General features: G+C 63.2%; 13 protein-coding genes. All 13 read left to right on the top strand.

Translation table 11 applies throughout. From position 1 onward, the window contains the following. Positions 1 to 3: 3 nt before the first annotated feature. The 13 genes from fliJ to flhB all read left to right on the top strand — a co-directional run bounded on the left by fliJ (position 4) and on the right by flhB (position 10,126). Entirely contained in the window at positions 4 to 456 is a 453-nt protein-coding gene (gene fliJ, locus NP534_RS13065) for a flagellar export protein FliJ (RefSeq protein ID WP_274098965.1), read from the top strand. A 108-nt stretch (positions 457 to 564) separates the two neighbouring features. Next, a complete protein-coding gene (locus NP534_RS13070) occupies positions 565 to 870 on the top strand; it encodes an STAS domain-containing protein (protein WP_047583663.1) in 306 nt (101 codons plus the stop codon). Positions 871 to 878: 8 nt separating this feature from the next. Further along, positions 879 to 2,570 carry a fused response regulator/phosphatase gene (locus NP534_RS13075; RefSeq protein WP_274098966.1) on the top strand — a complete coding sequence of 564 codons (1,692 nt, stop codon included), beginning with the start codon at positions 879 to 881 and terminating at the stop codon, positions 2,568 to 2,570. A gap of 76 nt (positions 2,571 to 2,646) precedes the next feature. Continuing rightward, positions 2,647 to 2,994, top strand: coding sequence for an Hpt domain-containing protein (locus tag NP534_RS13080; RefSeq protein WP_274098967.1), 348 nt, complete (start codon positions 2,647 to 2,649; stop codon positions 2,992 to 2,994). Between the two features lie 71 nt (positions 2,995 to 3,065). After that, entirely contained in the window at positions 3,066 to 4,316 is a 1,251-nt protein-coding gene (locus tag NP534_RS13085) for a flagellar hook-length control protein FliK (RefSeq protein WP_274098968.1), read from the top strand. 400 nt (positions 4,317 to 4,716) lie between these two features. Next, a complete protein-coding gene (fliL, locus tag NP534_RS13090) occupies positions 4,717 to 5,214 on the top strand; it encodes a flagellar basal body-associated protein FliL (protein ID WP_274098969.1) in 498 nt (165 codons plus the stop codon). A gap of 9 nt (positions 5,215 to 5,223) precedes the next feature. Then, entirely contained in the window at positions 5,224 to 6,192 is a 969-nt protein-coding gene (gene fliM, locus NP534_RS13095) for a flagellar motor switch protein FliM (protein ID WP_027593022.1), read from the top strand. 47 nt (positions 6,193 to 6,239) lie between these two features. Beyond that, positions 6,240 to 6,704, top strand: a complete 465-nt coding sequence (fliN, locus tag NP534_RS13100) for a flagellar motor switch protein FliN (protein WP_027593021.1) — start codon at positions 6,240 to 6,242, stop codon at positions 6,702 to 6,704. 12 nt (positions 6,705 to 6,716) lie between these two features. Beyond that, positions 6,717 to 7,151: a flagellar biosynthetic protein FliO gene (fliO, locus tag NP534_RS13105; protein ID WP_274098970.1), complete on the top strand. Its 435-nt coding sequence runs from the start codon at positions 6,717 to 6,719 to the stop codon at positions 7,149 to 7,151. Next, positions 7,151 to 7,906, top strand: a complete 756-nt coding sequence (fliP, locus tag NP534_RS13110) for a flagellar type III secretion system pore protein FliP (protein WP_077068491.1) — start codon at positions 7,151 to 7,153, stop codon at positions 7,904 to 7,906. The genes fliO and fliP overlap by 1 nt, the downstream gene beginning before the upstream one ends. Positions 7,907 to 7,927: 21 nt before the next feature. Next, a complete protein-coding gene (gene fliQ / locus NP534_RS13115; protein WP_033699456.1) occupies positions 7,928 to 8,197 on the top strand; it encodes a flagellar biosynthesis protein FliQ in 270 nt (89 codons plus the stop codon). Positions 8,198 to 8,204: 7 nt separating this feature from the next. Next, a complete protein-coding gene (fliR, locus tag NP534_RS13120) occupies positions 8,205 to 8,981 on the top strand; it encodes a flagellar biosynthetic protein FliR (protein ID WP_274098971.1) in 777 nt (258 codons plus the stop codon). Positions 8,982 to 8,983: 2 nt separating this feature from the next. After that, on the top strand, positions 8,984 to 10,126 hold the full coding sequence (gene flhB, locus NP534_RS13125; protein ID WP_033699452.1) for a flagellar biosynthesis protein FlhB: 1,143 nt from the start codon (positions 8,984 to 8,986) through the stop codon (positions 10,124 to 10,126). The last annotated feature ends 91 nt before the right edge of the window (positions 10,127 to 10,217 follow it).

Raw genomic sequence — 10,217 nt, forward strand, 5'->3', positions numbered from 1 at the left:
GCCATGGCGCTGCCTGGACGTGCTGCGCGCCTGGCGCCGGTGGTGACCATGGCCGAAGAGGCCGAGCGCAAGGCTGCCCAGCGCCTTGGGCATTTCCAGCAGCAGGTGGCCCAGGCGCAGGTCAAGCTGGCCGAGCTCGAGCGCTTTCGTGAAGACTACCAACTGCAGTGGATCAACCGCGGCGGGCAGGGCGTCAATGGCAACTGGCTGGTCAACTACCAGCGTTTCCTCGGGCAATTGGAAACGGCCATGACCCAGCAGCGCCAGAGCCTTACCTGGCACCAGAACAACCTGAACAACGCCCGCGGCACCTGGCAACAGGCCTATGCCCGGGTGGAGGGGTTGCGCAAGTTGGTGCAACGTTACCTGGACGAAGCACGGCGGGCCGAAGACAAGCGCGAACAGCGACTGCTCGACGAGCTGTCTCAGCGTCTGCCGCGGCAAAGCCACTTTTAACCTGCATCGGTCTGCGCGCCGCAGGCGGGGCCATGTGCTTGCCACCCATGCCATCGCCTGCTAAACCTTAAAAGAGTTGCATCCGCCATCATCGAAGGAATCGCTAGCATGGCAGTCGAAACTGATTTTTCGCAGGACGGGAAAAAGCTGACGATCAAGATCACAGGGCGCTTCGATTTCGGCAAGCATCAGGAGTTTCGTGATGCCTACGAGCGCCAGAACGACCAGCCTGACTCGGTGGTGGTCGACCTGAAAGACGCCACCTACCTCGATAGCTCCGCGCTCGGCATGCTGTTGCTGTTGCGTGACCACGCAGGCGGCGACGAGGCCGACGTGCGCGTCATTCATGCCAGCTCCGACGTCCGCAAGATCCTCGCCATCTCCAATTTCGACAAACTGTTCGATATCAGTTGAGCCGTGTGATGGCTGCCGAACAGGCATTGACCGTGCTGGTTGCCGAAGACGGGGCGGCCGACCGCCTGCTGCTGGCGCAGATCGTCCGGCGCCAGGGGCATCAGGTGTTCACGGCCGAAAACGGCGAGCAGGCGGTGGCGCTGTTTGTCGAGCGGCGGCCGCAACTGGTGCTGCTCGATGCGTTGATGCCGGTGATGGACGGGTTCGAGGCGGCTCGGCAGATCAAGGCCCTGGCCGGCGAAGCGCTGGTGCCGATCATTTTCCTGACCTCGCTGAACGAGGAAGACGCCCTGGTGCGCTGCCTGGAGGCTGGCGGCGATGATTTCATGGCCAAGCCTTACCGTGCGGTGATCCTCGCCGCCAAGATACGCGCCATGGACCGCCTGCGCCGGTTGCAGGCGACCGTGCTGGCCCAGCGCGACGAGATCACTCGCCACCATCACTACTTGCTCAACGAGCAGCGGGTGGCCAAGGCCGTGTTCGACAAGGTGGCCCATGCCGGTTGCCTGGCCGCGCCCAATATCCGCTACCTGCAATCGCCCTATGCGCTGTTCAACGGTGACCTGCTGCTGGCAGCGTTCACGCCCTCTGGGGACATGCAGGTGCTACTGGGCGATTTCACCGGCCACGGCCTGCCTGCCGCCGTCGGCGCCATGCCCCTGGCCGAGGTGTTCTACGGCATGACGGCCAAGGGCTATGGCCTGGCGCAGACCCTGCGCGAGATGAACGCCAAGCTCAAGCGCATCCTGCCGGTGGACATGTTCTGCTGTGCGTTGATGCTCAACCTCAGCGTGCAGCGCGGTTCGGTGGAGGTGTGGAACGGCGGCATGCCTGACGGCTATCGCTTGTCGGCGGGCGGTGAGGTGCTGTCGGCGTTGGTCTCGCGCCATCTGCCGCTGGGCATTCTTGCGCCCGAGCGCTTCGATGACAGCACCGAAGTGCTGCCGCTGGCGGCAGGGGAGCGCTTGCTGTTGTTGTCTGACGGGGTGCTCGACACGGCCGATGACCAAGAACGCTTGTTCGGCGTCGAGCGCCTGCATGAGGTGTTGGCCGGCAACCGAGACTCGGTGCGCCTGTTCGATGAGGTGATGCAGGCCCTTGAGCGTTTCGGTGGGCGGCCTCGGGACGACATCAGCTTGTGTGACATCCGCATGTTCACGGCGGATGAGCGGGTGCCGGCGCCAATGATCTACGCTGAACGCGGCCGGCCCAGCCCGCTCGACTGGTCGCTCGGCTTCGAGCTGCGCGGCGAAAGCCTGAAGCGCTTCAACCCTGTGCCGTACCTGGTGCAGCTGTTGCAGGAGATCCACCCGCTGCGCTCGCGCACCGGTAGCCTGCACAGTGTGCTCAGCGAGCTGTTTTCCAATGCCCTGGAGCATGGGGTGCTGGGCCTGGATTCGCGGCTCAAGCGCGATGTTGAGGGCTTTGCCGACTACTATCGGGAGCGTGCCCGGCGCCTGGAGGCTTTGACTGAGGGTTTCGTGCGCATCGACCTCAAGGTTGAACCCTATGCCCAGGGCGGGCGTCTGATGATCGAGGTGCGTGACAGTGGCGCAGGGTTCGATGTGCAGCAGGTATTGTCGCGGCCAGCGCAGGATCAGGGTTTGAGTGGCCGAGGTGTGAACCTGGTACGGCGCCTCGGCAGCGACGCTCAGTGGTGCGAAGGTGGCCGCTGCGCGCGGGTCGAGTTCGTCTGGTGAGTGCTTGGGGTGAGCGCTTTTGTAGAGGGTCACGCCCTGGCTCGGGCATAATCTGGCTTGATCAAGGAGTGAACAAGTGACTGAGATTCATATCGACTACAAGGTGCTCAGTGATCTGCGTGAGGTCATGGAGGATGGCTACCTGCATCTGGTGCAGACATTCCTGGATGACTCCGAGCGGCGCCTGAGCGAATTGCACGCCGCCAAGAGTGCCGACGAGCTGGGTTCGGCCGCGCATAGTTTCAAGGGCAGCAGCAGCAACATGGGCGCTGTCGCCCTGGCCGGCTTGTGTCAGCAACTGGAAGACCGCGTACGGCAGCCACCCTTGTATGGTATCGAGGATCTGATCAACCGCATCGACCTTGAATATGTGGAGGTTCGGCGCTTCTACCGCGGTGAGGAGCACCGCATCTCGGCAGGCTGATGCACACTTGGCCTGAGTCTTGCCTGTCTTTGCCCGGATGATTACTCAGTTTCTGGCGCGGAGACCGCTCAATGCCTGTCGCACCCAATCCTTTGTTGCAAGCAAACGCCGTAGGCAAGTCGTCGCGAGCGGCCAGCTCGATGGCGGACAAGCCGTTGCAGGCGCTGGGCGACGCGGGCGGCGGCTTCGATCAAGTCATGGCCAAACAGAAAACCTTCGGGCAGGACGACAAGGTCGCCCAGGCCAAGCCCAAGGACAAGCCAGAGCCGGCGCAAGGCGGCAAAAAAGAGGCTGCCGACAAGCCAGCGGTTGCCGATGACGGCAACAAATTGCCAAGCGATGATCAGGCCGATACGGGGCTGAGCGACGCCAACCTGGTGGCCGGCCAGGTCACCGATGCGCAACCCGGTGCGCAACTGATTCAAGCCCAGGCCGAGGCGGTCGCGCCGGTGCTGCAAGCTGCCGCTGCGCAGTCGCTGGCGAGCGCTGCGCTGCCAGAAGAGGCGCCCGCCGAAGAAGCCTTTGACCCTGACGCCGACCCCTTGGCCAACCTGCCGACCTTGCGCCTGGCGCTGGAGCAGAGCGCCCAGGCCAAGGGCACCACCTCGGCACACGCTGTGGACCCTTCCCAGGCCCAGGCCGACGAGGCTAGCGTCAATACCTTGGCGAACCTGATCGACAACGCCGAGGGTGAGCCGGGCGAGCCGGGTGACAAAGCGTTCGGCGCGCTGCTCGAAGATGGCTTGAAAGACACCAAGGCAGCCAGCAGCGACACGCGCATCGACGATTTCGCCGATCGCCTGGCCAGCCTGACCCAAGCGGCCACGCCAAAGACCGCCAATGCCGTGCCGGCGAATGCCAGCCCATTGCACCAGCCGCTGCCGATGAACCAGAGCGCCTGGACCGAGGGCCTGGTCAATCGGGTCATGTACTTGTCCAGCCAGAACCTCAAATCGGCGGATATCCAGTTGGAACCGGCGGAGTTGGGGCGGCTGGACATTCGCGTCAATGTTGCGACGGACCAGTCGACCCAAGTGACGTTCATCAGCGGCCACGCTGGGGTGCGTGATGCGCTCGATAGCCAGCTGCACCGCCTGCGGGAGCTGTTTGCCCAGCAGGGGTTGGCGCAGCCGGATGTCAACGTTGCTGACCAGTCGCGGGGGCAGCAGCAACACCAGCAGGCGCAGGAGCAGGGCAGTAATCTGTCTGGGGTTGCGGCACGGCAGCGGGCCGCGCAGGGCGGCGTAGAACAGGGCGAGAGCGCTGGCGCGGTTGAGCAGCAGGTGGTGATTGGCGACAGTGCGGTTGATTATTACGCGTGAGGCGAGGGTGTAGGGCTTTAGGGTTTTAGCGCCTGTGAGATCGAGCGCCGCCCGCGCGGCGCATCGCGAGCGAAGCTCGCTCCTACATTTGTTTCGGCCAGTAACGCCTGTACCTGCGCGCGCGACCGCCTTGTTTGTACGGCGCGATATCGAGGCGGGCACCAAGGGGCCGCGCGCAAATGCCTCAGGAATAACTGGCCCGAAACAAATGTAGGAGCGAGCTTCGCTCGCGATGCGCCGCGCGGGCGGCGCTCGATCTCACAGGCGCTGCACATCCAACGACAAACCCAACGACAAACCCCTCCGAACCTCATTCCATCCCCTCCCCAAAACCTGGCATAACACTTGCTCAAGCCACGTCATCCTCCTGTGAACCCCCGATGGACGACGGATTATTGGCATGGCGAAAACCGAAGCAGTAAAAGACCCCGCCACTAAAGGCAAACTCAAGCTGATCCTGCTGTTGGTGCTGGGCCTGGTACTGGCAATCGGCCTTTCGGTGGGCGCCACCTGGTTCATCATGCACAAGAGCGAGCCGGCCCCCGCAACCGACCCGGCCGCTGCCAACGCCAAGCCCGCGGCCCTCTACGAAGCCCTCACCCCAGCCTTCGTGGTCAATTTCAACCAGAACGGTCGCCAGCGCTACATGCAACTGAGCATCACCTTGCAAGGCCGCAACCAGGCCGACCTGGACGCCCTCAAGGTGCACATGCCGGTGATTCGCAACAACCTGGTGATGATGTTCTCCGGGCAAGGCTTCGATACCTTGGCCAGCAGCCCGGTCGGGCAGGAAATGCTGCGTCAGAAAGCCACCGCGGTGGTCCAGGAAGTCGCCCAGAAGGAAGTCGGCAAGCCGGTCATCGACCAGTTGCTGTTCACCAATTTCGTATTGCAGTAGGAGTCCGCAATGGCCGTACAGGACCTGCTGTCCCAGGATGAAATCGATGCGCTGTTGCACGGTGTCGACGACGGTCTGGTGCAGACCGAAAGCGCTTCCGAGCCAGGCAGTATCAAAAGCTACGACCTGACCAGCCAGGATCGGATCGTGCGCGGTCGCATGCCGACCCTGGAAATGATCAACGAGCGCTTTGCCCGCTACACCCGCATCAGCATGTTCAACCTGCTGCGCCGCTCCGCCGACGTGGCGGTGGGCGGCGTGCAGGTGATGAAGTTCGGCGAGTACGTGCATTCGCTGTATGTGCCGACCAGCCTCAACCTGGTCAAAATCAAGCCGCTGCGTGGCACTTCGCTGTTCATCCTCGACGCCAAGCTGGTGTTCAAGCTGGTGGACAACTTCTTCGGGGGTGACGGCCGTCACGCCAAGATCGAAGGCCGTGAGTTCACCCCGACCGAGCTGCGGGTGGTGCGCATGGTCCTTGACCAGTGCTTCGTCGACCTCAAGGAAGCCTGGCAGGCGATCATGCCGGTCAACTTCGAGTACATGAACTCCGAGGTCAACCCGGCCATGGCCAACATCGTCGGCCCCAGTGAGGCGGTGGTGGTGTCGACCTTCCACATCGAGCTGGACGGCGGTGGCGGCGACCTGCACGTGACCATGCCGTACTCGATGATCGAGCCGGTGCGCGAGATGCTCGATGCCGGCTTCCAGTCCGACCTGGACGACCAGGACGAGCGCTGGGTCAAGGCCCTGCGCGAGGACGTGCTGGACGTTGCCGTGCCCTTGACCGCCACCGTTGCCCGCCGCCAGCTGAAGCTGCGCGACATCCTGCACATGCAGCCGGGCGATGTGATCCCGGTGGAGCTGCCCGAGCACCTGGTGCTGCGCGCCAACGGCGTGCCGTCATTCAAGGCGCGCCTGGGCTCGCACAAGGGCAACCTGGCGCTGCAGATCATCGACCCGATCGAACGCCGCTGACGGCGTGCCGGTCGCTCACTACGAATTGAATGCCTGTCGAGGAAATCATGGCTAACGAAAACGAGATCACCTCCCCAGAGGACCAGGCCCTGGCCGACGAATGGGCCGCGGCGCTGGAGGAAACCGGTGACGCCGGCCAGGCCGATATCGATGCGCTGCTGGGCGGCGACACCGGCAACAGCGGCGCGGGCCGCCTGCCGATGGAAGAGTTCGCCAGCTCGCCGCGGCCGAACGAAAACGTCAGCCTTGAAGGCCCCAACCTGGACGTGATCCTGGATATCCCGGTGAACATTTCCATGGAAGTGGGCAGCACCGAGATCAACATCCGCAACCTGCTGCAGCTCAACCAGGGATCGGTGATCGAGCTCGATCGCCTCGCCGGTGAGCCGCTCGACGTGCTGGTCAACGGCACCTTGATCGCCCATGGCGAAGTGGTGGTGGTCAACGAGAAGTTCGGCATCCGCCTGACCGACGTGATCAGCCCCAGCGAACGTATCAAGAAGCTGCGCTGAGTGAAGGGCTCGATGCGCGCCGGCGCAGCCTTTGCCGGGCTGTTCGCCAGCCAGTTGGTCTGTGCGGCGGCCAGCCCTGCGGCGACCACCGCCGCCGCACCCGGCAGCCTGAGTGGGCAACTGGCGCAGATGGTCTTTGGCCTGCTGCTGGTGGTGGGCCTGATCTTCTTCCTGGCCTGGTTGTTGCGCCGTATGCAAGGCACGGCGGTCAAGGGTGGGCAGGTGATCGAGATCGTCGGCAGCCGGGCCATTGGCCCGCGTGACCGGCTGTTGCTGGTGCAGGTCGGCAAGGAGCAGATCCTGATCGGCCATACCCCAGGCAGTATCGAGGCTTTGCATGTGCTGGCCGAACCCGTGGAAGTGCCCGCCACTGCGCGTCAGGCGACGCCGGAGTTCGCCCAGCGGCTGATGGAGCTGATGGGCAAGGACCCTAAGGACAACAAGTGATGATCGGCGTGCTGCGCATGATGTTGACTCTGGCGCTGCTGTTGGCCGCGCCGTTGGCCCTGGCCGCCGACCCGTTGTCGATCCCGGCCATTACCCTGTCCAATGGGGCGGACGGGCAGCAGGAGTATTCGGTCAGCCTGCAGATCCTGCTGATCATGACGGCGCTGAGTTTCATCCCGGCGTTCGTCATCCTGATGACCAGCTTCACCCGCATCATCATCGTCTTCTCGATTTTGCGTCAGGCCCTGGGTTTGCAGCAGACGCCTTCGAACCAGATTCTGACCGGCATGGCGCTGTTCTTGACCATGTTCATCATGGCGCCGGTGTTCGACCGGGTGAACCAGGATGCCCTGCAGCCGTACCTGAAGGAACAGATGACCGCCCAGCAGGCCATCGACAAGGCCCAGGGGCCGCTGAAGGACTTCATGCTGGCGCAAACCCGGCAGAGCGACCTGGACCTGTTCATGCGCCTGTCCAAGCGCACCGATATCGCCGGCCCCGACCAGGTGCCGCTGACCATCCTGGTGCCGGCCTTCGTCACTTCCGAGCTCAAAACCGCGTTCCAGATCGGTTTCATGATCTTCATCCCGTTCCTGATCATCGACATGGTGGTCGCCAGCGTGCTGATGGCGATGGGTATGATGATGCTGTCACCGCTGATCATTTCGTTGCCGTTCAAGATCATGCTGTTCGTCCTGGTCGATGGCTGGGCGCTGATCATGGGCACCCTGGCCAGTAGTTTCGGCGGCGTCTGACGCTGCCAAGGAGAGCCACGCATGACACCTGAAGTTGCTGTCGACCTGTTCCGCGATGCCCTCTGGATGACCACGCTGATGGTCGCCATCCTGGTGGTGCCGAGCCTGCTGGTGGGCCTGATGGTGGCGATGTTCCAGGCTGCCACGCAGATCAACGAACAGACCCTGAGCTTTCTGCCGCGCCTGCTGGTGATGCTGGTTACGCTGATCGTCGCCGGGCCGTGGCTGGTGCAGAAGTTCATGGAATACATCACCACCCTCTACACCAGCATCCCGCAGCTGATCGGTTGACACGGCCATGCTGGAGCTGACCGACGCGCAGATCGGCACCTGGGTCGCCACCTTCATCCTGCCGTTGTTCCGGGTGACGGCGGTGCTGATGACCATGCCGATCTTCGGCACGCGCATGCTGCCGGCGCGGGTGCGCCTGTACGTGGCGGTGGCCATCACCGTGGTGATCGTGCCCGCGCTGCCGCCGTTACCCGAATTCGACCCGTTGAGCCTGCGGGGGCTGCTGCTGTGTGGTGAGCAGGTCATCGTCGGGGCGTTGTTCGGTTTCTCGCTGCAGTTGCTGTTCCAGGCCTTCGTCATCGCCGGCCAGATCGTCGCGGTGCAGATGGGCATGGCCTTCGCCTCGATGGTCGACCCGGCCAACGGTGTCAACGTCACGGTGATCAGCCAGTTCATGACCATGCTGATCAGCGTGCTGTTTCTGTTGATGAACGGGCACCTGGTGGTGTTCGAGGTGCTCACCGAAAGCTTCACCACCTTGCCAGTGGGCAATGCGCTGGTGGTCAATCAGTTCTGGGAAATGGCCGGGCGCCTGGGCTGGGTGTTCGGCGCCGGGCTGTTGCTGATCTTGCCGGTGATCGCAGCCTTGCTGGTGGTGAACATCGCCTTTGGCGTGATGACGCGGGCGGCGCCGCAGCTGAACATCTTCTCTATCGGCTTCCCGCTGACCCTGGTCATGGGCATGGGGATTTTCTGGGTCGGCCTGGCCGATATTCTTTCCCACTACCAGGCATTGGCCAGCGATGCGCTGCAATGGCTGCGTGATCTGGCGAGGGCGCGCTGAGCATGGCTGAAAGCGAGAGCGGTCAGGACAAGACAGAAGACCCCACCGAAAAGCGCAAACGCGACGCGCGTGAAAAAGGCGAGGTTGCCCGCTCCAAGGAGCTGAACACCGTGGCGGTGACCCTGGCCGGCGCCGGTGGCCTGCTGATGTTTGGCGGGCACCTGGCCGAGACGCTGCTGAACCTGATGCGCATGAACTTCAGCCTGACCCGCGAGATCATCGTCGACGAGCGGTCGATGGGCGCATTCCTGCTGGCCTCCGGCAAGATGGCGATCTGGGCGGTGCAGCCGGTGCTGATCTTGCTGTTCGTGATCTCGTTCGTTGCCCCGATCGCGCTGGGCGGTTTTGTATTTTCCGGCAGCCTGCTGCAGCCGAAATTCAGCCGCATGAGCCCGCTGTCGGGGATCAAGCGGATGTTCTCGATGAATTCCCTGACCGAACTGCTCAAGGCGCTGGTCAAGTTCTTCGCGATCCTGATCGTGGCGGTGGTGGTGCTGGTCAGTGACCGCCAGGCGTTGTTGTCGATTGCCAACGAGCCGCTGGAGCAGGCGATCATCCACAGTTTGCAGGTGGTGGGTTGGAGTGCGTTGTGGATGTCGGCGGGGTTGCTGTTGATCGCGGCAGCGGACGTGCCGTTCCAGCTGTGGCAGACGCACAAGAAAATGAAGATGACCAAGCAGGAAGTGCGCGACGAGTACAAGGACTCGGAGGGCAAGCCTGAGGTCAAGCAGCGTATTCGCCAGTTGCAGCGCGAAGCATCGCAACGGCGCATGATGGCCGCGGTGCCGCAGGCGGACGTGATCATCACCAACCCGACGCACTATGCGGTGGCGCTGCAATACGACCCGGAGAAGGGCGGGGCGGCGCCGCTGTTGCTGGCCAAGGGTACTGATTTCATGGCACTGAAGATTCGCGAAATCGGCGTTGCGCACAAGGTGCAGATTCTTGAGTCGCCGGCCCTGGCGCGGGCGATCTATTACTCCACCGAGCTTGAGCATGAGATCCCTGCCGGGTTGTACCTGGCGGTGGCGCAGGTGTTGGCGTATGTGTTCCAGATTCGTCAGTACCGGTCGGGCAAGGGCAAGCGGCCGGAGCCTTTGAAAGACGATCTGCCGATTCCGCCGGATTTGCGGCGTGATGGCTGACAGGCGCCGGGCGATAGGGTTTTGGCGCCTGTGAGATCGAGCGCCGCCCGCGCGGCGCATCGCGAGCGAAGCTCGCTCCTACATTTGTTTC

Source organism: Pseudomonas sp. 39004 (assembly GCF_028682155.1).
Taxonomy (GTDB): Bacteria; Pseudomonadota; Gammaproteobacteria; order Pseudomonadales; family Pseudomonadaceae; genus Aquipseudomonas; species Aquipseudomonas capeferrum.

Excerpts from the sequence above, each read along its gene's own strand:
- fliN (WP_027593021.1), top strand. The coding sequence starts at position 6,240 with ATGGCTAACGAAAACGAGATCACCTCCCCAGAGGACCAGGCCCTGGCC.
- fliO (WP_274098970.1), top strand. The coding sequence starts at position 6,717 with ATGCGCGCCGGCGCAGCCTTTGCCGGGCTGTTCGCCAGCCAGTTGGTC.
- fliP (WP_077068491.1), top strand. The coding sequence starts at position 7,151 with ATGATCGGCGTGCTGCGCATGATGTTGACTCTGGCGCTGCTGTTGGCC.
- fliL (WP_274098969.1), top strand. The coding sequence starts at position 4,717 with ATGGCGAAAACCGAAGCAGTAAAAGACCCCGCCACTAAAGGCAAACTC.
- NP534_RS13085 (WP_274098968.1), top strand. The coding sequence starts at position 3,066 with ATGCCTGTCGCACCCAATCCTTTGTTGCAAGCAAACGCCGTAGGCAAG.
- fliJ (WP_274098965.1), top strand. The coding sequence starts at position 4 with ATGGCGCTGCCTGGACGTGCTGCGCGCCTGGCGCCGGTGGTGACCATG.
- NP534_RS13070 (WP_047583663.1), top strand. The coding sequence starts at position 565 with ATGGCAGTCGAAACTGATTTTTCGCAGGACGGGAAAAAGCTGACGATC.
- fliQ (WP_033699456.1), top strand. The coding sequence starts at position 7,928 with ATGACACCTGAAGTTGCTGTCGACCTGTTCCGCGATGCCCTCTGGATG.
- fliM (WP_027593022.1), top strand. The coding sequence starts at position 5,224 with ATGGCCGTACAGGACCTGCTGTCCCAGGATGAAATCGATGCGCTGTTG.
- fliR (WP_274098971.1), top strand. The coding sequence starts at position 8,205 with ATGCTGGAGCTGACCGACGCGCAGATCGGCACCTGGGTCGCCACCTTC.
- flhB (WP_033699452.1), top strand. The coding sequence starts at position 8,984 with ATGGCTGAAAGCGAGAGCGGTCAGGACAAGACAGAAGACCCCACCGAA.
- NP534_RS13075 (WP_274098966.1), top strand. The coding sequence starts at position 879 with ATGGCTGCCGAACAGGCATTGACCGTGCTGGTTGCCGAAGACGGGGCG.